This window comes from Phaeovulum vinaykumarii, assembly GCF_900156695.1.
GTDB lineage: Bacteria > Pseudomonadota > Alphaproteobacteria > Rhodobacterales > Rhodobacteraceae > Bieblia_A > Bieblia_A vinaykumarii.
The window spans coordinates 126,357-149,231 of sequence record NZ_FTOM01000004.1 but is presented as its reverse complement, the minus strand read 5'-3'; the positions used below and the strand labels follow the sequence as shown (position 1 = coordinate 149,231).

At 70.1% G+C, this 22,875-nt stretch carries 21 protein-coding genes and 1 pseudogene; 12 read left to right on the top strand and 10 right to left on the bottom strand.

What is annotated here, in order from left to right:
* Positions 1-4: 4 nt before the first annotated feature.
* The 4 genes from BW949_RS10225 to BW949_RS10210 form a co-directional block, all read right to left on the bottom strand.
* A complete protein-coding gene (locus tag BW949_RS10225) occupies positions 5-1,237 on the bottom strand; it encodes an HPP family protein (RefSeq protein WP_083947711.1) in 1,233 nt (410 codons plus the stop codon).
* Between the two features lie 133 nt (positions 1,238-1,370).
* Positions 1,371-2,141 carry a hydroxyacylglutathione hydrolase gene (gene gloB, locus BW949_RS10220; protein ID WP_076365750.1) on the bottom strand — a complete coding sequence of 257 codons (771 nt, stop codon included), beginning with the start codon at positions 2,139-2,141 and terminating at the stop codon, positions 1,371-1,373.
* 577 nt (positions 2,142-2,718) lie between these two features.
* A complete protein-coding gene (locus BW949_RS10215; protein WP_076365748.1) occupies positions 2,719-3,510 on the bottom strand; it encodes an inositol monophosphatase family protein in 792 nt (263 codons plus the stop codon).
* A 149-nt stretch (positions 3,511-3,659) separates the two neighbouring features.
* Positions 3,660-4,565: a LysR family transcriptional regulator gene (locus BW949_RS10210; RefSeq protein WP_076365746.1), complete on the bottom strand. Its 906-nt coding sequence runs from the start codon at positions 4,563-4,565 to the stop codon at positions 3,660-3,662.
* A 91-nt stretch (positions 4,566-4,656) separates the two neighbouring features.
* On the opposite strand from BW949_RS10210, the gene metF reads away from it, so the two are divergent.
* On the top strand, positions 4,657-5,523 hold the full coding sequence (metF, locus tag BW949_RS10205; protein ID WP_076365744.1) for a methylenetetrahydrofolate reductase [NAD(P)H]: 867 nt from the start codon (positions 4,657-4,659) through the stop codon (positions 5,521-5,523).
* 225 nt (positions 5,524-5,748) lie between these two features.
* On the opposite strand, the pseudogene BW949_RS17575 reads toward metF, so the two are convergent.
* Positions 5,749-6,922: pseudogene (locus BW949_RS17575) on the bottom strand (type III PLP-dependent enzyme).
* Between the two features lie 226 nt (positions 6,923-7,148).
* Between BW949_RS17575 and BW949_RS10195 the strand changes: the two are divergent.
* The gene (locus tag BW949_RS10195) at positions 7,149-7,580 is read left to right on the top strand and encodes an Lrp/AsnC family transcriptional regulator (RefSeq protein WP_076365742.1); all 432 of its coding nucleotides are present in this window, start codon (positions 7,149-7,151) and stop codon (positions 7,578-7,580) included.
* A gap of 84 nt (positions 7,581-7,664) precedes the next feature.
* Here the strand turns inward: BW949_RS10195 and BW949_RS10190 are convergent, their stop codons facing one another.
* The gene (locus BW949_RS10190) at positions 7,665-9,647 is read right to left on the bottom strand and encodes a lytic transglycosylase domain-containing protein (RefSeq protein WP_076365740.1); all 1,983 of its coding nucleotides are present in this window, start codon (positions 9,645-9,647) and stop codon (positions 7,665-7,667) included.
* A gap of 322 nt (positions 9,648-9,969) precedes the next feature.
* Here BW949_RS10190 and dapA point away from each other — a divergent pair, with 322 nt between their 5' ends.
* Positions 9,970-10,842 carry a 4-hydroxy-tetrahydrodipicolinate synthase gene (dapA, locus tag BW949_RS10185; RefSeq protein WP_076365737.1) on the top strand — a complete coding sequence of 291 codons (873 nt, stop codon included), beginning with the start codon at positions 9,970-9,972 and terminating at the stop codon, positions 10,840-10,842.
* Between the two features lie 113 nt (positions 10,843-10,955).
* On the opposite strand, the gene BW949_RS10180 is transcribed toward dapA, so the two are convergent.
* Entirely contained in the window at positions 10,956-13,424 is a 2,469-nt protein-coding gene (locus BW949_RS10180; RefSeq protein ID WP_076365735.1) for a heavy metal translocating P-type ATPase, read from the bottom strand.
* 175 nt (positions 13,425-13,599) lie between these two features.
* Here BW949_RS10180 and BW949_RS10175 point away from each other — a divergent pair, with 175 nt between their 5' ends.
* The 6 genes from BW949_RS10175 (at position 13,600) to rfbA (ending at position 18,092) form a co-directional block, all read left to right on the top strand.
* Positions 13,600-13,803: a YgaP family membrane protein gene (locus BW949_RS10175; protein ID WP_076365733.1), complete on the top strand. Its 204-nt coding sequence runs from the start codon at positions 13,600-13,602 to the stop codon at positions 13,801-13,803.
* A gap of 167 nt (positions 13,804-13,970) precedes the next feature.
* Entirely contained in the window at positions 13,971-14,594 is a 624-nt protein-coding gene (locus BW949_RS10170) for a L,D-transpeptidase (protein ID WP_076365731.1), read from the top strand.
* 102 nt (positions 14,595-14,696) lie between these two features.
* The gene (rfbC, locus tag BW949_RS10165; RefSeq protein WP_076365729.1) at positions 14,697-15,260 is read left to right on the top strand and encodes a dTDP-4-dehydrorhamnose 3,5-epimerase; all 564 of its coding nucleotides are present in this window, start codon (positions 14,697-14,699) and stop codon (positions 15,258-15,260) included.
* Positions 15,260-16,375: a dTDP-glucose 4,6-dehydratase gene (rfbB, locus tag BW949_RS10160; protein WP_083947710.1), complete on the top strand. Its 1,116-nt coding sequence runs from the start codon at positions 15,260-15,262 to the stop codon at positions 16,373-16,375. The genes rfbC and rfbB overlap by 1 nt, the downstream gene beginning before the upstream one ends.
* Complete coding sequence (gene rfbD / locus BW949_RS10155; RefSeq protein WP_076365727.1) at positions 16,372-17,229, top strand: dTDP-4-dehydrorhamnose reductase; 858 nt, start codon at positions 16,372-16,374, stop codon at positions 17,227-17,229. The genes rfbB and rfbD overlap by 4 nt, the downstream gene beginning before the upstream one ends.
* On the top strand, positions 17,226-18,092 hold the full coding sequence (gene rfbA, locus BW949_RS10150; protein WP_076365725.1) for a glucose-1-phosphate thymidylyltransferase RfbA: 867 nt from the start codon (positions 17,226-17,228) through the stop codon (positions 18,090-18,092). Before rfbD ends, rfbA begins: the two co-directional genes overlap by 4 nt.
* A gap of 93 nt (positions 18,093-18,185) precedes the next feature.
* On the opposite strand, the gene BW949_RS10145 is transcribed toward rfbA, so the two are convergent.
* Both BW949_RS10145 and BW949_RS10140 read right to left on the bottom strand, forming a co-directional pair.
* Positions 18,186-18,614: a hypothetical protein gene (locus BW949_RS10145; RefSeq protein ID WP_076365723.1), complete on the bottom strand. Its 429-nt coding sequence runs from the start codon at positions 18,612-18,614 to the stop codon at positions 18,186-18,188.
* A gap of 110 nt (positions 18,615-18,724) precedes the next feature.
* Positions 18,725-19,927 carry a pyridoxal phosphate-dependent aminotransferase gene (locus BW949_RS10140; RefSeq protein ID WP_076365721.1) on the bottom strand — a complete coding sequence of 401 codons (1,203 nt, stop codon included), beginning with the start codon at positions 19,925-19,927 and terminating at the stop codon, positions 18,725-18,727.
* A gap of 79 nt (positions 19,928-20,006) precedes the next feature.
* On the opposite strand from BW949_RS10140, the gene BW949_RS10135 reads away from it, so the two are divergent.
* The 3 genes from BW949_RS10135 (at position 20,007) to BW949_RS10125 (ending at position 21,578) form a co-directional block, all read left to right on the top strand.
* Positions 20,007-20,396: a helix-turn-helix domain-containing protein gene (locus tag BW949_RS10135; RefSeq protein ID WP_076365719.1), complete on the top strand. Its 390-nt coding sequence runs from the start codon at positions 20,007-20,009 to the stop codon at positions 20,394-20,396.
* Between the two features lie 10 nt (positions 20,397-20,406).
* Positions 20,407-20,697, top strand: coding sequence for an FAD assembly factor SdhE (locus tag BW949_RS10130; RefSeq protein WP_076365717.1), 291 nt, complete (start codon positions 20,407-20,409; stop codon positions 20,695-20,697).
* 383 nt (positions 20,698-21,080) lie between these two features.
* Positions 21,081-21,578: a MarR family winged helix-turn-helix transcriptional regulator gene (locus tag BW949_RS10125; protein WP_179747543.1), complete on the top strand. Its 498-nt coding sequence runs from the start codon at positions 21,081-21,083 to the stop codon at positions 21,576-21,578.
* Positions 21,579-22,368: 790 nt separating this feature from the next.
* Here BW949_RS10125 and BW949_RS10120 read toward each other — a convergent pair.
* On the bottom strand, positions 22,369-22,845 hold the full coding sequence (locus tag BW949_RS10120; protein WP_076365715.1) for an RrF2 family transcriptional regulator: 477 nt from the start codon (positions 22,843-22,845) through the stop codon (positions 22,369-22,371).
* Positions 22,846-22,875: the final 30 nt, after the last annotated feature.

Genomic DNA, 22,875 nt, shown 5'->3' with positions numbered 1-22,875 from the left:
TGGTCTAGCGCGCGGAGGCCGTGTCCGGCGCGGGGGCGTCCTTCGCACCCGGCTGCGTGGGCGGGGGGCCTGCGGGGGCTTCGGGGGACGTGGTTTCGGGGGACGTGACTTCGGGCGGCTGGGGCGCGTTGGGTAGCCGCACCCGGTGGAACATCAACATGAGCACGTCGGTGCGGGTGATCAACCCCAGAAGCCGGCCCTCGGGCGCGCCGGCTTCGGTCACCGGGACGGCCTGTTCATGGCTGCTGCTCAGCCGGGCCAACAGCACGCCGACGGGCAGGTCGGGGGCGACCGGCACCACCGGGCGCGCCAGATCGCGCGCGCGCAGGCCGGGGCGCCCTTCGGACAGCGCGCGCAGCACCGGCCCCTGAAAGATCATGCCCCGCAGCTTTCCGCGTTCGACCACGGGCAGCGATTTCAGATCGTGAAACCCCATCAGCTGCGCGATCTGCACGAGGCGCGTCATCGGCGTGACGGTCAGCAGCACGCGGGTCATCACCTCGTCGCAGCGGGTGGCGCCGAAGCGGGTCTCGGCGACCAGCTCCTCGGCCTCGGCCAGCATCCGGCCCAGGTCGGCGGCGCCGAGGTTGCTTGACTGGTTGAAACGGTCCAGAAGCCCCTCGAGCGCGGCGGTATCCAGGTTGGAGGGCCGGTCGCTGCCCGGTGCGGGCGCGGCCGGGGGCGCCAGCCGGCGCAGCGGATAGACCCGCCCGGTCAGCCGGTTATAGAGCACCGCCAGCGCCACCAGCGCGCCGGTCATCACCGCCACCGGCATCAGCGGGAACCACAGGTCGGGCGGGTGCCCGGCCTCGGCCTCGAGCGAGACGAAGAGCGCGATCGCCGCGCCGGGCGGATGCAGCGCGCGCAGGCTTGACATGGCGATGACGGCGGCGCCCACGGCCATGCCCTGGGTCAGCGGCGGGTCGGTCAGATGCGCCACGATCAGGGCGGCGGTCGCAGCGATGGTGTTGCCCGCCACCGCCGACCAGGGCTGGGCCATCGGGCTGTTGGGCAGACCGAAGGCCAGCACCGCCGTGGCGCCCAGCGGCGCGATCAGATAGATGCCGGTGCCGCGCGGATCGGGCAGCAGCGTCACCAGAAGCGCGGCGATGGCGATGCCGATGCCCGCGCCCAGGCCCGCACGCAGCGCCTCGGTCTGGGCGATCCGCCCCATCGCCGGCCCCAGTGCCGTCAGGCGGCGCAGAAGGGGGCGGGCGGGGGCAGGGGGCGGTGTCATGAGCGCAGGTTTTCCGTGTCGCGGGAGAGATGAGCCAAGCCTAGCATTGCGCGCGCGCAGAGGCGACCCCGCGGGGCGGGCCAGGGTGAAGACATCGTTGACCTTGGCCCGCTTGGGCCCCCTTCAGGGGCCCTCAGAACCGGTCCTTGCGGGCGCGCAATTCGGCCAGGACGGTGCTGTCGTCGGCCTCGGGGCCCATCCCGATGGCGGCGCGCAGGCCGGGGTCGGCGGTGCGCAGATAGGGGTTGGTGCGCAGCTCGAGCGCCAGCGTCGCCGGCAGCGTCGGCTGCCCCTCGGCCCGCAGCGCGCGCACGCGCGCCATCCTTTCCAGAAGGTCGGGGTGGTCGGGCTCGAGCGACAGCGCGAAACGGCCGTTGGCTTCGGTATATTCATGCCCCGAGCAGATCTGCGTGTCGCCGGGCAGCGCCGCCATGCGTGACAGCGTGTCCTGCATCTGCGCCGCGGTCCCCTCGAACAGGCGCCCGCAGCCCCACGACATCAGGCTGTCGCCCGAAAAGAGCAGCCGCGCCTGCGCGAAGTGATAGGCGACATGGCCGATGGTGTGGCCCGGCGCATCCATCACCGTGACCTGCTGCATGCCCACGGCCAGCGTCTGGCCCGGTTCGACCGCATCCGACAGAAGCGGCAGACGATGGGCATCGGCCGCCGCCCCGATCAGCCGCGCGCCGGTCGCCGCCTCGAGCATGGGCGCCCCGGCGGTATGATCGGCATGGTGATGCGTCAGCAGGATATGGCTCAGCTTCCAGCCGCGATCATGCAGCGCGCGCAGGATCGGGGCGGCTTCGGGGGCGTCGATCAGGGTGGTGGTGTCGGTGCCGTGGTCATGGAGGAGCCAGGCGTAATTGTCGGTGCGACAGGGGATGGCGACGAGGGTGAGGGACATTCGGAACGGAATTCAGCTTGAGGGGCCGATGGGGCGCCGGGGGGCGCTCGTGCGGCCGGGAGGGAGGGTTTCCGCCCAGAGCTAGCGCGAACAGCCCGCCATTGCCAGCGGCGCGGGGCCGCAGCCGCGGACGGTCTGTGGAAGGGCGCGCGGGGGGAGGGTGCGCCGGAGGGAGGGCGAGAGAGCGCAGGCCCGCGTGTGGGGCTGCGGGGACCGGCGTGCGCGTGGGGGGGGAACGGCTGGCGCAGGTTCCGCCCGGCGGTCGGGTGCGCATCACCGGCGCGCGCGTGGGCGGGGACACGAAATCGCATCCACGCTGACTTCGGCCCCCGTTCGGGCATCACCTTCGCGCGCCTGGGCGGGGAGTCGGGGGCAAGACGCGGGCGGTCCGGTCCCCCGCAAGACGGAGAGCCGCGCGGACGCGTAGCCGCTGCCGCGCCGCCCTGCCGGTGTGGGGGCCCGCCAGTGTTGGCCCGCCAGTGTTAGGCCCGCCAGTGTTGGGCCGCCTGGGTGTGGGCCCGCCGGTGTGGGGGTCTGATAGCGTGTGGGGGCGCTGCCCGGGAACGGGGCGGCGGGGTCAGTCGGCCTGACGGATGATCTTGCAGAGCGGGTCGAACAATTCGGCATTGGCCGCGATCACCCCGCCCGAGGCGAAGATCTCGCGCCCCTCGCGCACGGGGCCGATGAAGCCGCCCGCTTCCTTGACCAGAACCAGGCCCGCGGCCATGTCCCAGGGCTGGATCCCGCGTTCCCAATAGCCTTCGTAGCGGCCGGCGGCCACATAGGCCAGGTCAAGCGCTGCGGCCCCGAAGCGACGCACGCCGGCACAGGCGGGCATCAGCCGCGCCAGATCCTGAAGCGTGGCGGGCAGGGTGGGGCGCCCGGCAAAGGGAATGCCGGTGGCAAAGATCGATTCGATCATCCTGTTCCGCCCCGACACCCGCAGCCGCTGTTCGTTGAGAAACGCGCCCGCGCCCTTTTCGGCGACGAACATCTCGTCCTTGGCGGCGTCGAAGATCACCCCGGCGACGATCTCGCCCTTGTGCTCGAGCGCGATCGAGATTGCCCAATGCGGCAGCCCGTGCAGGAAGTTGGTGGTGCCGTCCAGCGGATCGACGATCCAGCGGCGGGTGGGATCCTCGCCGTCGGCCTCACCGGTTTCCTCGCCCAGCCAGCCATAGGAGGGACGCGCGCCGCGCAGCTCTTCCTTGATGATGCGTTCGGCCTCGCGGTCGGCGCGGGTGACGAAATCGCCCGCCGCCTTGGCCGAGACCTGAAGGTTCTCGACCTCGCGGAAATCCTTGACCAGGGTGCGGCCGGCCTTGCGGGCGGCCTTGATCATCAGGTTGAGGTTCGCGCTGCCTTGCATCTCTCACGGTCTCCGATCCTTGAAAGCGGCTCTATAGGGGGTCTTGGGCGTCTTGGAAAGATCGTGCGGGGGGGCAGGGTGAAAAACTGCCCCTGCGCGATGCGGCCCGATCACGCGGCCCCCTCATGCCCCCCGATCATGCGTCCAGATCATGCCCGTTGCAGCTTGACCGGCTCGCTGCGCGCCAAGCGCAGGAAATGGGCCATGTAGGGCAGGGTGGCATCGGCGTCGCGCGTCGCGGCATAGAGCCTGCGCCGCAGCCCGGTCCGGGTGATCGGACGGGTGATGTAATCGGGCTGGGTCTTGACCTCGCGCAGCACCCAGTCGGGCAGCACCGCCACCCCCCGCCCCGAGGCCACCAGAAGCAGGATGACCGCCGTCATCTCGACCTGCCGCACGCCCCGCGGCTCGACCCGCGCCGGCCCCAGCAGCTCGGTGAAGACATCGAGCCGCTGACGCTCCATGGGATAGGTCAGCAAGATCTGGTCGCGGAAATCCTCGGCCGTCACGTAATCGCGCGCGGCCAGCGGTGAATTGGCGGGGGCCACCAGCATCGGCTGATAATCGAACAGCGGATGAAAGGTCAGCCCGGCGCTGTCCTCGGGGTCCGACGAGATCACCAGATCCACATCCTCGCGCAAGAGCGCGGGCAGCGCGCCAAAGGCCAGGCCGGGGCGGATATCCACATCGACATCGGGCCAGGCGCGGCGGAACTGCTCGAGCACCGGAAACAGCCAGTCGAAACAGGCATGGCATTCGATGGCGATATGCAGCCGCCCCGTCTTGCCCATGCGCAGCGCCTCGAATTCGGCCTCGGCGGCCTCGATCTCGGCCAGCACCACCTCGGCCAGACGCAACAGCCGCTGCCCCGCCGCCGACAGCCGCAAGGGCTTGGAACGGCGCACGAAAAGCTCGACCCCCACCTGGTCCTCGAGGCCCTTGACCTGATGGCTCAGCGCGCTTTGGGTGATGTGCAGCATCTCCGCCGCCCGCGCCAGCCCCCCGGCCCGGTGGATCGCCTGAATGGTCCGCAAATGCCGCAATTCGAGATGCATCTTGAGGTGCGCCTCATCATCATTTTCAATATTATGAGTTTGTCTCACGAAGGCGTTTCTGGCACAAGAGGCCATCGCAAAGGGGAAAGCCATGTCCAGACCGCGCGTCAGTTTCGAATTCTTCCCGCCGCAAACGCTCGATGCCTCGTTCCGTCTGTGGGAGACGGTGCGCGCGCTGGCGCCGATCGGGCCCGAGTTCGTCTCCGTGACCTACGGGGCCGGCGGCACCACGCGCCAGCTGACCCATGAAGCCGTGACCACGATCGGCAAGAATTACGGGCTCGACGTGGCCGCGCATCTGACCTGCGTCGAGGCCACCCGCGCCGAGACCATGGAGATCGTGAACGCCTATGCCGAGGCCGGCGTGACCCAGATCGTGGCGCTGCGCGGCGATCCGCCCAAGGGCCATGGCGCCTTTACCCCCCATCCCGAGGGCTTTGCCTCCTCGATCGAGCTGATCGGGGCGCTGGCCCGCGACGGCCGCTTCACCATCCGCTGCGGCGCCTATCCCGAGCCCCACCCCGAGGCCCGCGACGCATCGGCCGATGTCGAATGGCTCAAGCGCAAGATCGACGCCGGCGCCTCGAGCGCGATCACCCAGTTCTTCTTCGAGGCCGAAACCTTCCTGCGCTTCCGCGATGCCTGCGCCGATGCGGGCATCCACGCCCCGATCATCCCCGGCATCCTGCCGATCCAGTCCTGGGCGGGCACGAAACGCTTTGCCGAACGCTGCGGAACGTCGGTTCCGGGCTGGGTGGAGGCCGCCTTCGAGACCGCGATCCGCGATGGCCGCGAGGAGACGCTGGCGCTGGCGATGTGCACCGAATTGTGCGACCGGCTGTTGGGCGAGGGCGTGGAGGATCTGCATTTCTACACGCTGAACCGGCCCGGCATGACGCTCGATGTCTGCGCCGCGCTGGGGCTGGCGGCGCCGGGCGCGCTGGAAGCGGTGGCCTGAGTCTTGAGGGCCTGAGTCGAGAAGGTTTGAGTCGAGAAGGCTTGATAGGGCCGCATCTGCGCAACCAAGAAACAGGAAAGGGGTCGCTGCGGCGGCCCCTTTTCGCATTTGCTGGCCTGTTGCCCCTGCGGGGACGGATGTCCCCGAATGGCAAGGGCCGCCCCTGATGTCGGGGCGGCCCGTTTGAAATGGAGGCTCCAGCGGCCCTGCGGCCGTGGGGGCGCCTCAGGCGGCGCGGGCGCTGTCGCGCGCCCAGGCGGTGTCGAGCGACAGCGCCGTCACGATCACCATCTGGCCAAAGCCGTTGAAGCGCGTGTTGGTCGCGCTGCAATAGGCGCCCATGCCGTGGAAGACCACATGGTCGCCCTCGGCCAGATCCGCGGGCAGCATCACGTCGCCCGGCAGACGGTCCACGCTGTCGCAGGTGGGCCCGAAGACGATGCGCGGCAGCGCCTCGGCGGTGCGGGCCACGCCCTCGGGCGAGATCACCTCGATGCGGGTGATGTTGCCCACCAGCGGCAGTTCGGCCAGCCCGCCATAGATCCCGTCGTTCAGGAAGACGTGCTGGTCGTCGCGCAGCGCCTTGACCGTGGTGATATGGGTGAAGGCATCCGCCACGAGGCCGCGGCCGGGCTCGCAGACCAGCGCCGGGCGGTCGGCGCCGAAGGCCTCGGCGGCAACGCGGTCGATCAGCGCGAAGATGGCGTCCAGCTGGGGCAGCCCGTCGTGGGTGCGGTGCGAGGGGAAGCCCCCGCCCACGTTCAGACGCGCGGCCTTGATGCCGGCGGTGCGGCAGATCTCGGCGGCGGTGCGGATATAGGCATCCCAGGCCATCGGGTCGGTGCATTGCGTGCCCGGATGGAAGGTCAGCGACGGGATGAAGCCGGCCTCGGCCACGCGCGCCAGCAACTCGGCCGCCAGATCCGCGGTCGCGCCGAATTTCGCGCCGAAGTTGTAGGCCGCCCCCGCCACCGGCAGCTTGAAGCGCACCGTGATCTCGCAGTTCTCGGTGGGCACCAGTTCGATCAGCTTTTCCAGTTCGGAGCGGCTGTCGACCGACCAGCTTTTCACGCCGGCATTGACGGCATGCAGGATCTCGCCGCGCGCGCACGGGGTTGTTGTAATGCAGCGCCGCACCGGGGGCGAGGCGCGAGATCAGGTCGATCTCGGCGGGCGAGGCCACGTCAAAGCCGCGGATGCCGGCGGCGACGAGGTTCTCGATCACCATTTCTTCCGGGTTCGACTTGACCGCATAGGTCACCATGCCCGGAAAACCCGCCACGAACCGGCGCGCGGTGGCCTGCAGCGCGGTCGGCGCGAACACCAGGACCGGGTGCTGGGGGGATTGGGTGCGGATGATTTCGATCGGGTTGGACCAGATCGTTTTGGACAGTCCCATCGGCGTTCTCCTGTGCCAACAAGACGCATTTGTCTCTTGCCCCGGCGGACGGGTTGGGAGCCGCTTGCGCGTTCAAACCAACCAGGCCAGGTGCGTATGAGCCGCCCTTTCACCTGTTCTACGAGTTTCCGCGATATGAGGCACAAATCTGACGGCGGGAAGATTTGATTTGCGCGAAAATATCGTCATAATGACGAAAATCATGTGAGAATGATAGGTGTTGCCGATGGATGACCTCGATGCCCAGATCCTGCGCCATCTGGGGGGCGATGCGCGGCTGTCGCTGGCGGTTCTGGCGCGGCGGCTGAAGGTGGCGCGCTCGACCGTGCAGGCCCGGCTCGAGCGTCTGGAGAGCACCGGGGTGATCGCCGGATACACGCTCAAGTTGGGCGAGGCCGCGCGCGCGAGCCGCCTTCAGGCCACCGTCCTTCTGACCATCGACCTGCGCATCCAGGCCCAGATCGTGACCAGGCTGAAGGCCATTGCCGGGGTCGAGCGGATCATGTCGACCTCGGGGCGGGTGGACCTGCTGCTTCAGATCGCGGCGCCCTCGCCGGTCGAGCTGGACCGCATTCTCGATGCCGTGGGCGAGATGGCGGGCGTGCGCTCGTCGGAAAGCTTCATCCACCTGACGACCAAGCTTGACCGCACCGTCTGAGGCGGCGCGGGCGGCGTGTCGGGTCCGCGGTGTCGGCCGGTGCGGGGGCCGGGTTCGGGGGCGGGCGCAGCGGGCGGCACCGGTTCAGGGGCGGGCAGCTCCGTGCCCGCGCAGATCCGCGATCGGGTCGAGACGGCGTGCGCCGGTCAGCCGCGCGCGATAGATCGGCAGCGCCTCGAGCACGCGCATGACATAATTGCGCGTCTCCGAATAGGGGATCATCTCGACCCAGTCGATCACGTCCACCGCCCCGTCGCGCGGATCGCCCATCTCGGCCACCCAGGATTTCGTGCGGTTGGGCCCGGCGTTGTAGCCCGCCGCGACCAGCGCCATCGCATCCCCGAAATCATCGCGCAGATGGCCCAGATAGGCCGCACCCAGCCGCGCGTTATAGGCCGGGTCGCGCAACAGCCGGCCGGCGTCATAGGGCAGGGCCAGCTCGTCCGCCATCATCTTCGCCGTGGGCGGCATCAGCTGCATCAGCCCGCGCGCCCCCGAGGGCGAGACCACCTGCGGGTCGAATTCCGATTCGCGGCGGATGATGGCCAGCACCAGCTCGGGCGGCACGCCGTCGGGTGCAAGGCTTGCGGGGTCGAAATCGGGCAGCGGGTAATAGGCCCCGCCCAGCACCGTGCCGCGCAGCGCCGCCGCCTTGGCCACGCGCACCGCCAGATGCGGATGCGCCCAGTCAAGCGCCAGCCGCCCCAGCCGCGCCAGCCCGTCGGTGTCGAGATCCTCGGCCAGTTGCAGGAAGAAACGCTCGGCCAGATCGGGGGCGCCTGCCGCCTGCAACAAGACCCCGGCCTGAAAGCGCGGATCCTGCACGAAGGCGGCGCTGCGCCAGTCGGGCAGGGGGGCGGGTGCCGCCAGATCGGCCGCCAGCGGCAGGTCCAGCCGCGCCGCCGCCAGCTGGCCGTAATAGGCCGTCTGCCAGCCGGCGGCGCGGGCGTATTCGGCGCGCGCGGCTGCGGTCCGGCCCGCGGCCTCGTGCGCGCGGCCCTGCCAGTAAAGCGCGCGCGACAGGCTGATCGGGCTGGACACGGCCGCCTCGAGCGCGCGGAAATGGGTCAGCGCGGTGTCGGTCTGGCCCAGCCGCAGCGCGGCATATCCGGCCAGCCATTCCAGTTCGGCGAAATCGCTGCCGCCGCTCAGATGGTGATGGGCGGCCAGATCATGGGCTTCGGCGGGGCGGCCTTCGCGCAGGGCCTCGCGCGCGAGCCAGGCCCGCAGCCCGGCCCAGAGCGCGGGATCGCCCAGCGCGCGGGCCGAGCGCGAGCGTTCGCGCAGGATCTCGACCGCGCCTGCCTCAAGGCCGTGGCGCGCCCGCCAGCGCGCCCGGTCGCGCGCCAGCCCCGCTGACGCCGCGCGGCTTTCGGGCACCGCCGCGATCAGCGCGTTGACGTCGCCGGTTTCGGTCTGAAGCGCGATGCGCGCCGCGGCCACGGCGGCGGTGTCGGGGCTGGCCAGCACCAGCATGCGCCGTGCTTCGTCGGGACGGCCGGCATCGAGCAGCATCGCCAGCCGCCCGTCGTGATGCGCCGCAAGCTGCGGGCCGGCGGCCTCCAGCATCCGCGCCTGATCCTCGGCCGAAAGCCGCAGGCTGCGCCAGGCGGCGACCAGCACGCGGGTCGCGGCCTCGGGGTCGTTCGTGGCCCTGTGCGCGGCGGCCAGCGCCAATGCGCCCGTGGCGGTCAGGGGCGCGCGCGTGCCGAAGAAGGCCAGCGTCTCGGCGGCGGTGGCGTCGTCCAGGGTGGCCTCGGCCCGGCGCAGCAGCAGGTCCATTCCCGGCCAGTCGGGGTGGCGGCGAACGAAGGCGGTGTAATCGGCAAAGCGCCCCGCGCCCGCGCGCAGCCGCTGCCATTCGATGATGTCGCGCGCCAGCGGCCCCGAGGCGCGCGCCGCCGCCGCCGCCGCGTCCCAGTCGCGCCCGCCCGCAGCCTGAAGCGCGGCGGCCAGCGCGGCCGGATCGTCGGCGCGGGCCAGTGTCGCGGGGAAGACCGCGAGCACCAGCGCCAGCGGGCGCAGGCGGGACAGAAGATGGCGAGAGGATCGGGGTGAACGGGTCATGGCGCTCATGTGGGGATGCGGGGCGGGGCTGTCGAGAGGCGGGGGCGTTTCGGGCGGGCGTCACGGCCGGCATTTCGGAGGGGCGGCGTGTGGGGCAGTGCGGGGGCGGGCAGGACGGCACGGGCCGCGGGGCGTGCGCGCACCGGGGCGGACATCCTTGGTGCCAAGGCGGCGAAAAAGGCGCAAGAGTGAAACTTGGCAAGTCCCGCGCCCTCGTCTAGGTTCCGCGCGATTTCCCGCCCGATTCCGGGCGCCTTTCGGGGGCCGCCGGCCCTCTCCCTCACACCATCGGCTTTCTCGAAGCCCAGATCAGGAGCGTGTCATGTTCAAAGGGTCCTTTCCCGCATTGGTCACGCCGTTCAAGGACGGCGCGCTGGATCTGGACACGCTCAAGAAGCTGGTCGAGTGGCATATCGCCGAGGGCAGCCACGGTCTGGTCCCCGTCGGCACCACCGGCGAGAGCCCGACGCTGAGTCACGAGGAACATCGCCGCGTGATCGAGGAGGTCGTGCGCGCCGCCGCCGGCCGCGTGCCGGTGATCGCGGGGGCGGGATCGAATTCGACCACCGAGGGGATCGAGCTGATCCAGCATGCGCAATCGGTGGGCGCCGATGCCGCGCTGGTGGTCACGCCCTATTACAACAAGCCGACGCAAGCCGGCATGATCGCGCATTTCACCGCCATTCATGACGCCAGCACGCTGCCGATCATCATCTACAACATTCCCGGCCGGTCGGTCGTGGACATGACCCCCGAGACGATGGCCGAGCTGGCGCGCCTGCCGCGCATCGTGGGGGTGAAGGACGCCACCGGCAAGATCGAGCGTGTGTCGATGCAGCGCGCGCTCTGCGGGCCGGAGTTCGTGCAATTGTCCGGCGAGGACGCGACCGCGCTCGGGTTCAATGCGCATGGCGGGCAGGGCTGTATCTCGGTCACGGCGAATGTGGCGCCCAAGCTCTGCGCCGAATTCCAGGAGGCGACGCTGGCGGGCGATTACGCCCGTGCGCTGTCCTATCAGGACCGGCTGATGCCGCTGCATCAGGCGATCTTCCTCGAACCGGGGCTGGCCGGCGCGAAATACGCCATGTCGCGGCTGGGGCTGTGCGCCAACGAGGTGCGTCTGCCGCTTCTGCCGGTGACCGCGCCCACCGCCGCCCGGATCGACGCCGCGATGGCCCATGCCGGGCTGATCTGAGTTCCCGCGCGGGACAGGCGGAACAGGACAGGGAAAGGGCCCCGCGGCGGCGTGCCGGCGGGGCCCTTTTTCGTTGTCCGGGGGCGTCTTGGGGGCTCACGTGTCTTGGGGGCTTATTCGGCGCGGAAGGTGCGCAGGCGCAGCGCGTTCGAGACCACGAAGACCGACGACAGCGCCATCGCCCCCGCCGCCAGCATCGGCGACAGGCCGGGCCCGCCGAAGGGCACCAGCACCCCCATCGCCACCGGCACCAGCGCGGCATTATAGGCAAAGGCCCAGAACAGGTTCTGGCGGATGTTGCGCATCACCGCGCGCGACAGCGCCACCGCGCGCAGCACGCCGCGCGGATCGTCCTGCATCAGCACGACCTCGGCGGCCTCGATCGCCACATCGGTGCCCCCGCCCGGCGCGATGCCGACATCGGCCGCGGCCAGGGCCGGGGCGTCGTTGATGCCGTCGCCCACGAAGGCCAGCGTGCCTTCGGCGCGCAGGGCTTCAAGCGCGGCCAGCTTGTCCTCGGGCAGGGCCTCGGCCACCACCCGCGCGATCCCCAGACGGCCGGCCACCACCTCGGCGGTGGCGCGCAGATCGCCCGTCACCATCGCCACGCCCAGGCCCCGCTTGCGCAGCCCCGCCACCGTCTCGGCCGCGCCCGCGCGTTCGGGATCGGCCAGACCCATCAGCGCCACGGCTTCGCCCGCGACAGCCAGCCAGACGGGCGTGCGCCCCGCCGCGGCCAGATCCGCGGCCGCCGCGGCAAGGGGGGCGGTGGCGATCCCGGCCTCGTCCAGCGCGCGGGCATTGCCGATCAGCACCGCCTTGCCCGCCACCTCGGCCGACAGGCCCCGGCCGGGGGTGGCGGTGACCTTGCGCGCGCGGGGCGGGGTCAGGCCGGCCTCACGCGCGCGGGCCACCACCGCCGCGGCCAGCGGATGCTCCGAGCGCGCCTCGGCGCCTGCGGCCAGCGTCAGCGCCTCGGTCTCGGTCCAGCCGTCGGCCAGGATCAGATCGGTGACGCGCGGCGCGCCTTCGGTCAGCGTGCCGGTCTTGTCGAAGGCCACCCAGCGCGCCTCGGACAGCCGTTGCAGCGCGTCGCCCCGGCGAAACAGCACCCCCATCTCGGCGGCGCGCCCGGTTCCCACCAGGATCGAGACCGGCGTCGCCAGACCCATCGCGCAGGGGCAGGCGATCACCATCACCGAGATCGCCGCGATCAGCGCGGTGCCGAAGGCCGCCCCCGCCAGAAGCCACACCCCCAGCGTCAGCGCCGAAAGCCCCAGCACCACCGGAACGAAGACGCGGGTGACGCGATCGACCAGCGCCTGCACCGGCAGCTTGGCGCCCTGCGCGGCCTCGACCATGGCGATGATGCGCGCCAGGACGGTCTGGCCGCCGGTGGCGGTGACGCGCATCACCAGGGCCGCGGGGCCGTTGACGGTGCCCCCGGTCAGCGTGTCGCCGGGGGATTTGCCGTTCGGGCGGGCCTCGCCCGTCAGCATGGATTCGTCGACCCAGCCGGTGCCCTCGATCAGTATGCCGTCGCAGGGGATGCGCCCGCCCGGCGCGATCAGCACCTCGTCGCCGCGGGCCAGCTCGGCGGCGGGCACCTCGATCTCGGTGTCGCCGCGCCGCAGCCGCACCCGGTCCGGCGTCAGCGCCACCAGCCGCGCGATGGCCGCGCCCGCGCGCCCGCGCGCCCGCGCCTCGAGCCAGCGCCCCATCAGGATCAGCGTGACGATCATCGCCGCCGCCTCGAAATAGACGTGGCGCTGATCGGGCGCGACCAACCCCGGCGCCACGGCGACAAGGCCGGAATAGCCCCAGCCCGCAAGCGCCCCCAGCGCCACCAGCGCGTTCATCTCGGGCGCCCCGCGCCAGAGCGCGGGCAGCCCCGTCGTCAGGAACATCCGCCCCGGCCCGAAAAGGACCGCCGTCGTCAGCACGAACTGGATCGCCCAGTTGAGCGGCGTGCCCAGGGTGGTCTCGATCGCGGCGGCAAAGCCGGGGATCATGTGCCCGCCCATCGCCAGCACGAAGACCGGCGCGGTCAGGGCTGCCGCCAGAAGGAAGCGGCGGCGCAGGGTCTCGGCCTCGGCGGCCTGACGTTCGGCCAGGGTGGGGCCCTGGGTCTCGGGGTCGGGCAGATGGGCGGGATAGCCCGCCGCGGTGACGGCGCGGGCCAGCTCGGAGGGGGTGACCGCGCCTTGGGCATACTCGGCCTCGGCGAGGCCCGTCACCGGGTTCACGCGCGCCGCGATCACGCCGGGGCGGGCGCTCAGCGCGGTCTCGACGCGGGCAGCACAGGCGGCACAGCTCATCCCCTCGACCGCCAGCCGCGCGGTGGCCAGGCTGGCCGGATAGCCCCCGTCCTCCAGCGCCGCGACCAGCGTTTGCGCGCTTGCCGGGGCGCCAAAGCGCACCCGCACCTTGCGCGCAACCAGATTGGCCTCGGCCGCCTCGACGCCGGCAACCGCGCCCAGCAGACGCTCGACCCGCCCCGTGCAGGCGCCGCAATGCATGCCCTCGACCAGAAGCGTGACCTCGGCGCCTGCCGTCTGCGATTCTCCCGCCGTTGCGTCCATTGCGCCCGTTCCCCTTGTCCGGCTCGTCTGCCCCCAGACAGAGCAGGCGGCGCGCCGGGGTCAAGGCCGGTGCCAATGTCGTGAATATATATTCTTGATATTGAATTTGTAGATGCGTGGTGATAACTGCGGTTCTGCAACACCGTTTCAACATTGTTTCGCAAGGAGACCCCCCATGTCCCTCGACCGCGCCGTGATGGCCTTTGCCGGCTCGATGATCCTGCTCAGCCTGCTGCTGGCCTATCTGTTCTCGCCCTATTGGATGCTGTTCACCGCCTTCATCGGGGCGAATCTGATCCAGGCGTCGTTCACCGGTTTCTGCCCGGCGGCGATGATCTTCTCGCGCCTTGGCATCAAGCCGGGCTGCGCGTTCGAATAAGCGCGCAGGGGCGTGGCCCTTTAGCTGCGGGTGCGCTTCCGCGCGCATGGCGGGCGCGGCATCATGGCCGCGCCCGTCTGCATTCTGGCGGTGGCGGCGGTCTGGGTGCTTGCGAGCGGGCGGGGCATTGGGCAAGATTCGGCCAGCCACCCGATCCGGAGACCCAGATGTCCGCTTCCGTCGACCGCCGCCTTCTGCTGAGCGCCGCGCTGGCTGCCGTGCCGCTGGCCGCACCCGCGCTTGTGCCCGCCCCCGCCGCGGCCGAAGGGCGGCGCCCCGCCGCCAAGCCGGCCGTGACGCCCGAAACGGCGCCGCAATGGCCGATCGCGCCGCAGTTCTATCCCACCAAGGTCTGGGTGCGCCCCGAATTCACGCCGGGCAGCATCGTGGTGCTGTCCGATCAGTTCTTCCTCTATCACATCTATGCCCCGCGCCGGGCGATCCGCTATGGCGTGGCCGTGGGCCGGGGCGAGCTGAAATTCCGCGGTCAGGCCGAGGTGGCGCGCAAGGTCGAATGGCCCAGCTGGCGCCCGACCCCGGAGATGATCGCCCGCAGCCCCAAATATGCCCGCTACGCCGACGGCATGCCGGGCGGGCCGCGCAACCCGCTGGGGGCGCGCGCGCTCTATCTGTTCCAGAACGGGCACGATACCGCGATCCGCATCCACGGCACGACCGAACCCGCAAGCATCGGCCATGCCGTCTCGAACGGCTGCATCCGCATGGTCAACGACCACGTGATCGCGCTTTACGACAGCGTTGAACTGGGCACCCCCGTCACCGTCTTCTGAACCGGGGCGGCCTTTTCCCGGCAGGCGGGCCGGGCGGCTTGCCTTGCCGGGGAGGCTGGCTTAACACCGGGCGCGGCCCCGATGTCCAAGGAGTTCTGCGGCATGCACATCGAACGGACCGACCTGCCGGGCGTGCTGATCGTGACGCCGCGCCGGTTCGGGGATGCGCGCGGCTTCTTCGCCGAGACCTGGAACCGGCGCGCCTTTGCCGCCGCGGGGCTGGATCTGCCCGATTTCGTGCAGGACAACCATTCCCTCTCGCACGAGGCGGGCACGCTGCGCGGCCTGCATTTCCAGGCGCCGCCCGCGGCGCAGGGCAAGCTGGTGCGCTGCGGGCAGGGCGCGCTTCTCGATGTCTGCGTGGACATTCGCCGCGGCAGCCCGAGCTATGGCCGCTGGACCGCGGTCGAGCTTTCGGCCGCGAACGGGCGCCAGATCTGGGTGCCGCCGGGCTTTCTGCATGGCTTCGTGACGCGCGCGCCCGACACCGAGATCATCTATAAATGCACTGAATATTATGCGCCCGAGACCGAGGGCGCTGTCTTGTGGTCGAGCCTCGGCATCGACTGGGGCCTTCTTGGCGCGCCGATCCTGTCGGACAAGGATGCCGCCGCCGTGCCCTTCGACCGCTTCGACAGCCCCTTCGTCTGGCAAGAGGAGATGTGATGAAGATTCTGGTGACAGGCGGGGCGGGGTTCATCGGCTCGGCGGTGGTGCGGCTGGCGGTGGGGCGCGGGCATCAGGTGGTCAATGTCGATGCGCTGACCTATGCCGCCTGCCTCGAGAACGTGGCGCCGGTGGCCGACAGCCCGCTCTATGCCTTCGAGCAGGCCGACATCCGCGACCGCGCCGCGATCGAGGCGGTGCTGGCGCGCCATCAGCCCGATGCGATCATGCATCTGGCCGCCGAAAGCCATGTCGACCGCTCGATCGACGGGCCGGGCGATTTCATCGAGACCAACATCACCGGCACCTACAACATGCTCGAGGCCGCGCGCGGCTATTGGATCGGGCGCGGTCGGCCCCAGGACTTCCGCTTCCACCATATCTCGACCGACGAGGTCTTCGGTTCGCTGCCCGCGGACCCTGCGGTGAAATTCACCGAAACCACCCCCTATGATCCGCGCAGCCCCTATTCGGCCTCGAAGGCGGCGTCCGACCATCTGGTGCGCGCCTGGGCCGAAACCTATGGCCTGCCGGTGGTGCTGACCAATTGTTCCAACAATTACGGCCCCTACCATTTCCCCGAAAAGCTGATCCCGGTCATCATCCTCAACGCGCTGGCCGGCAAGCCGCTGCCGATCTATGGCGACGGCTCGAACATCCGCGACTGGCTCTATGTCGAGGATCACGCCGACGCGCTTCTTCTGGTGCTGGAGAAGGGTGCGCTGGGCCAGAGCTACAACATCGGCGGCGAGAACGAGCGCACCAACCTCGAACTGGTGCGCACGCTCTGTGCCATTCTCGATGCCAAGCGGCCGAAGGCGGACGGGGGCTCCTATGCCGATCAGATCACCTTCGTGACCGACCGGCCCGGCCATGACGCGCGCTATGCCATCGACCCGAGCCGCATCCGCGACGAATTGGGCTGGCGGCCCAGCGTGACGGTCGAGGAGGGGTTGGAGCGCACCGTGCAATGGTATCTGGACAACGAGGCCTGGTGGCGCCCGCTGCAGGCGCGCCACGGCGTCGGCCAGCGGCTGGGCACGGGCACGGGCGGCACTGCTGCCGCGGGCACGGGCGTGACGGGCACGGGCGCCACGGGCACGGGCGGGGCATGATCCTGGTCTTCGGGCGCCACGGGCAGCTGGCCTCTGCCCTTCAGCGCCTTGCGCCCGAGACGACGCGCTGTCTCGACCGTTCTGCGGCCGATCTGGAAGACCCCGCCGCCTGCGCCGCCGCGATCCGCGCGGCGCGGCCGCGGGCCGTCATCAATGCCGCAGCCTTCACCGGGGTCGATGCCGCCGAAAGCGCGCCCGAAACCGCCCATCGCGTCAATGCCGAAAGCCCCGCCGCCATGGCCCGCGCCGCGGCCGAACTGGGCGCCCCCTTCGTGCAGGTCTCGACCGATTACGTCTTCGACGGCCGCGGCGACACCCCCTGGACCCCCGCGGCCCCGACCGGCCCCCTGGGCGTCTATGGCGCCAGCAAGCTGGCCGGCGAGGCGGGCGTGCGCGCTGCGGGCGGGGTGCATGCGATCCTGCGCACCTCGTGGGTGTTCTCGGCGGTGGGGCAAAACTTCGTGCGCACCATGCTGCGGCTGGGCGCGACCCGGCCCGAGGTGTCGGTGGTGGCCGACCAGATCGGCGGGCCGACGCCTGCCGACGATCTGGCCGCGGCCTGCCTGCGCGTGGCGCGCGGGCTCTGCGACGACCCGTCGCGCACGGGGACTTATCATTTTGCCGGCGCGCCGGATACGTCTTGGGCAGGCCTTGCCCGCGAGATCTTCGCGCAGGCCGGGATGGCGACCCGCGTCGCGGAGATCCCGACCACGGCCTATCCGACGCCCGCGCGCCGGCCGCTCAACTCGCGGCTGGATTGCCGGAGCACGAATGCCGCATTCGGCCTGCCGCGCCCGGACTGGCGCAAGGGGCTGGCCCGGGTGCTGAAGGAACTGGGAGAGGCACGACCATGACACGCAAGGGCATCATTCTGGCGGGCGGCTCGGGGACGCGGCTCTATCCGATCACGCAGGCGGTCTCGAAGCAGCTTCTGCCCATCTACGACAAGCCGATGATCTATTATCCGATCTCGGTGCTGATGCTGGCCGGCATCCGCGAGATCGCGCTGATCACCACGCCCGAGGACCAGGCCCAGTTCATCCGCCTTCTGGGCGATGGCAGCCAATGGGGCCTGCGCTTCGAATGGATCACCCAGCCCAGCCCCGACGGGCTGGCCCAGGCCTATATCCTGGCCGAGGACTTCCTGGCCGGGGCGCCTTCGGCGATGGTGCTGGGCGACAACATCTTCTTTGGGCAAGGGTTGCCGCGGCTTCTGGCGGCGGCGGATCAGCGCGCAAGCGGCGGCACGGTCTTCGGCTATCGCGTCGCCGATCCCGAACGCTATGGCGTGGTGGATTTCGACGCCGAGGGCCAGGTCCGCGCCATCATTGAGAAACCCGAGGTGCCGCCGTCGAATTATGCCGTCACGGGGCTCTATTTCCTCGACGGCACGGCGCCGGCGCGCGCGCGCGAGGTCCGGCCTTCGGCGCGGGGCGAGCTGGAGATCACCACGCTTCTCGAGATGTATCTCCACGAGGGCAGCCTGTCCGTCGAACGCATGGGCCGCGGCTATGCCTGGCTGGATACCGGCACGCATGGCAGTCTGCTGGATGCGGGGAATTTCGTGCGCACGCTCGAGGCACGCCAGGGTCTCCAGACCGGCTGCCCCGAGGAGATTGCGCTCGATCAGGGCTGGATCTCGCGCGCGGCCCTGGCCGAGATGGCCGAGCGCTACAAGAAGAACAGCTACGGCAAATACCTCAAGTCGCTGCTCTAGGGGGCAGGGCCGGACGGTTTGCCAGAGGCGGTCGGGGCGCGGGCCCTTTCTGCGCAGCCCGTGCGGGCCCGCCGCCCGCGCCTGCGGCGCCGCTCAGTCGTCCGCGCCCTCGGCGCCGGGGCGGTCGCGCATCAGCCGTTCGGCCTTGCGCCGCACCAGCACGCTGCGCAGGTCATGCATGGCCATAAGCAGCGCGTCGGTCACATCCTCGAGCTGGGCATCGGTGGCCTTGGACTGCGCCCATTGCGTGGTCAGGTTCAGGTGATCCACGGCGCGGTGGATGTCGTCGATGTCGCGCTGGGCCAGCAGCGCCACGCGCCGTTCCAGCCAGTCGCGGATCGTGGCCATGTCGCGCGGGCTGAGGCTGCGGTCGCCCTGCGGCCGGATCTCGCCGTTGCGCACGTTGACCACCGCAATCTGGTCCATCTCGATGCGCCGCTGGCGGTTTTCCGTGTCCACCCGGAACACGGCGGCGCCGTTTTCGCGGATACGGAAATAATATTCCGGCAAATCGCCTGACATGATGCGCGGTTCTCCGGTGCGCGGATCCCGACCGGCGGCAACGGGCGCCTGTCACAGCGCCCGGTTGCGGACGGCCGGTCGGGGGATGGTTGGACTTGTGTGACGGACCCTCAGGTCATGCCCTCGCAAAACACCTTGATCCGTGCGCAGGCCTCGGCCAGCACGGCATCCGATGTAGCGTAGCTGATGCGGAAGGCTGGCGAAAGCCCGAAGGCCGCGCCGAACACGACGGCCACGCCGGCCTCGTCCAGAAGGGCCGCGGCAAAGGTCTCGTCGCTGTCGATGCGGGTGCCGGCGGCGGTCGTGCGCCCGATCAGCCCCGCGATCGACGGATAGACATAGAAGGCGCCCTCGGGGGTGGGGCAGTCGATGCCGGGGCAGGCGCTGAGCGCCGACACCACCAGATCGCGGCGGCGTTCGAAGGCGGCGCGGCTTTCGCGGACGTAATCCTGCGGCCCCTCGAGTGCCGCCACCGCCGCCCATTGCGAGATCGCGCAGGGGTTCGAGGTCGACTGGCTCTGGACCTTGGCCATGGCCTTGATCAGCGTCTCGGGGCCGCCGGCATAGCCGATCCGCCAGCCGGTCATCGCATAGGCCTTGGAGACGCCGTTGCACGTCAGCGTGCGCGCGGCCAGGCCCGGTTCGACCTGGGCGGGGGTGACGAACTCGAAGCCGCCGTAGGTCAGGTGTTCATACATGTCGTCCGAGAGCACCCAAACATGGGGATGGCGCATCAGCACATCGGTCAGCCCGCGCAGCTCGGCCGCCGAATAGGCCGCGCCCGACGGGTTCGAGGGCGAGTTGAAGATGACCCATTTGGTCTTGGGCGTGATCGCGGCCTCGAGCGCCTCGGGGGTGATCTTGTAGCCGGTCTCGCGCGGGCCCTCGACGAAGACGGGCGTGCCGCCGGCCAGAAGCACCATGTCGGGATAGCTGACCCAATAGGGCGCGGGGATCACCACCTCGTCGCCGGGATTGAGGGTGGCCACCAGCGCATTGAAGAGCACCTGCTTGCCGCCCGAACCCACGGTGATCTGCGCGGGGGTATAGCTCAGCCCGTTCTCGCGGGCGAACTTGGCGCAGATGGCGGCTTTCAGCTCGGGGATGCCGTCGACGGCGGTATATTTGGTCTCGCCGCGGCGGATGGCCTCGATGGCGGCCTCCTTGATGTGCTCGGGGGTGTCGAAATCGGGCTCGCCCGCGCCCAGGCCGATCACGTCGCGGCCCGCGGCCTTCAACTCGCGCGCGCGCGACGTCACCGCGATGGTGGGAGAGGGTTTCACCCGCGCCAGCGTGTCGGAAAGGAAGGCCATCTGGGGATCTCCGGTTTGAATCTGCCGGACCCATGTCTTAGGCTTGGCCGGACAGGCGTTCAAGCGGGAAGGACAGGTCATGCCGAGCGACACCGAAGAAGGCTGGTATTCCGACGAACAGGCGACGCTGGGCGACCGCCTGGCGGCCGCGCGCGAGGCGGCGGGGCTGAGCCAATCCGAGCTGGCCGCGCGGCTGGGCGTGCGTGCGCGCACGTTGGCGTCGTGGGAAAACGACACCGCCGAGCCGCGCGCCAACCGGTTGCAGATGCTGTCGGGCATGCTGGGGGTGTCGCTGGTCTGGCTCTTGACGGGCGAGGGCGAGGGGGTCGACCCCGAGGAAATCCAGACCCCCGGCGCGGCGGCGGCGCTTCACGAGCTGCGCAGCCTGCGTGCCGAGATGGCCGACATGGGCGTGCGCATCGGGCGTCTGGAAAAGAAACTGCGCACCATTCTGGTGCAGGCAAGCTGAGAGGGCCGGAATGGTCGGGAACGGAACGGAGAGCGCCGAGGCGCGTCTCAAGCGGATGCGCATGCGCAGCTGGCGGCGCGGCACCAAGGAGATGGATCTGGTGCTGGGGCCCTGGGCGGATGCCAGGCTGGCCGGGCTGAGCGCGGCCGAGCTTGAGGTTTATGACGCGCTTCTGGGCGAAAACGATCAGGATATATTTCCCTGGATTCTGGGCACGCAGCCCTGTCCCGAGCGCTATGCTGCGTTGATCGCCGAGGTGGCCGATTTCGCCCGTCGCCGCATGGAGAGCGCCGCGCTCTGATTTCCGTCCCGCAGGGCCTGCGCGGCGGGATGCGGGTGCGGCGGGGCGGATCATGTCAAAACCCCAGTCGGAAGGGCCCGGTGGCTGCGCCCGCGCGCGGCGCCGGGCCTTTTTCGGCTGCGGGCCAAGGGCTTTCGGGGCGGGGAAGGATGAGGTGTTGCGCCACGCTGGCGCGTGGCGCCCGGCGGCGCGGGGCCCCCGCAGCCTTGCGGCCGCGGGGGCCCCGCGCCAGGGGGCGCGCAAGGGGGCCGCGGAATGTCCTGGGGCCATCACGTCAATACGTCTGAACCTTTTCGACAATTGGCGAACATTTTTCTGCGCTTAACCGAAATTTTGTCATTTTCTCGCACCTTCGCTCTTGGAAGCGATGGGCGGAGAACAACATGACGATGCAAAGCACGATTGCGGAGGCCCCGGCGCAGGACTTCCTCGACAGCTACCTTGACAGCCTTTCTCTGGTGGAGCGGCTCCACCGTCTTCTGCTCGATGTCATCAAGGACGAGTTCGAGCGTCTGGGAATTCTCGAGATCAACGCCGTTCAGGCGCTTTTGCTGTTCAACATCGGCGACAACGAGGTGACGGCGGGCGAGCTGAAATCGCGCGGCTATTATCAGGGCTCGAACGTGTCCTACAACCTCAAGAAGCTGGTCGAGGCTGGCTACATGCACCACCAGCGCTGCGAGATCGACCGCCGCTCGGTCCGGGTGCGTCTGACCCCGCGCGGGCGCGAATTGCGTCAGGCGGTCGGCGACCTGTTCGCGCGGCATTCCGAACAGCTGACCTCGCGTGCGGGGATGTCCCCCGAAAATCTCGAGGATCTGAATCGCCGCCTGCGCCGGATCGAACGATTCTGGACCGATCAGATCCGCTACATCTACTGATCCCCCTTGAAATTGATGTTTCATACCTGGTCCGGCGGGATGTGATCCCCCGGATCGGCTGAGCCGCATTGACGTCCTGACCTGCGGTCCGGTTCGGCCGGCCTGTCCCTGTTGCGGGTGCGCCCTTGCGGCGTTTGCGTGATGCCGGGCCGGGCGGTCGGGTGGGGCGGCCGGGTGTGCCCTTGCCGGCTGTGGCTGGACCGTATTTTCGTGCGCCAGATCTTGGTGGGCCGGATTGGGTGGGCCAGAAGCTCGTGGGCCAGGCTCTCGTGAGCCTGAGAGGCCGGCCAGAGATAGAGGGCCAGAGATAGAGGGCCAGAGATGGAGGGCCCGAGGCCAGGACGGGTCGCCGTTCCGGGGGGGGGCGCGAGTGGGGCGGCCCGTGTTCGGAGCCGTGAGAGAGGGGCGCTTGAACGCGGGCGCGCTTGCGCGGCCTGGCCGTATCCGATGCCGGTTCAGACCATGCGGGCGGGGTCGGGGCGCGCTGGACTGGGGCAGGCCGGCCCACGACATGGTGGACGGGGGCAGGCCGGCCCCGGACATGGCGGCCCCGGATATCCCGACCCACGACATGCGAGACTGAGACATGTCGGGCTGGGACATCCACGAGGGGGGGAGGCCGGGCTGTCACAGGTCGGGCTGGGGCAGCGAGGCCGGAGCGCGGTCCAGGCCCGTGCCGCTCATTCGTGCCGCTCATTCCGGACAGAGGCGCTGCCCCTTTCCGCCAGGGAAGACAGTGAGAGCGGGCGGCTTGCGCAGAGCCGGCCTGGGCGGGGACGGTCTGGGTGGGCTAGGCTCCGGCGGGGCCGTCGCAGGCGGGCAGGGGGCGGCCCTCGACCAACTTGAGGATATGGATCAGGCCGTGGTTCTCGGCCACCAGATCCGACAGGTTCACCTTGTCGAGCGCTCCGTAGAAGGCCTCGAGCGCGGCCTCGAGTGCATCGCGGAACCGGCAGGTGCCGATCAGCGGGCAGGTGTTGGTCGCGGCATGGAAGCATTCGGCGAAGGGCATCCCGGTCTCGAAGGCGCGCAACACCGCGCCCACGGTGATCTCGGTGGCCGGCCGCGCCAGCCGCAAGCCCCCCGAACGCCCGCGCTGGGTCTCGACAAACCCCTTCTGCGCCAACGTGTTGACCACCTGCGCCAGATGGTTCTCGGAGGCGTTGCAGACCTCGGCGATCTCGCATTTGCGGACCACCCGCCCGTCGTTGACCGCGCAGAACATCAGTGTGCGCATGGCAAGATTGGTGCGGGTCGTAAGTCGCATAGGCGTCCGATCGGGTCCGGTTCTGTCAGG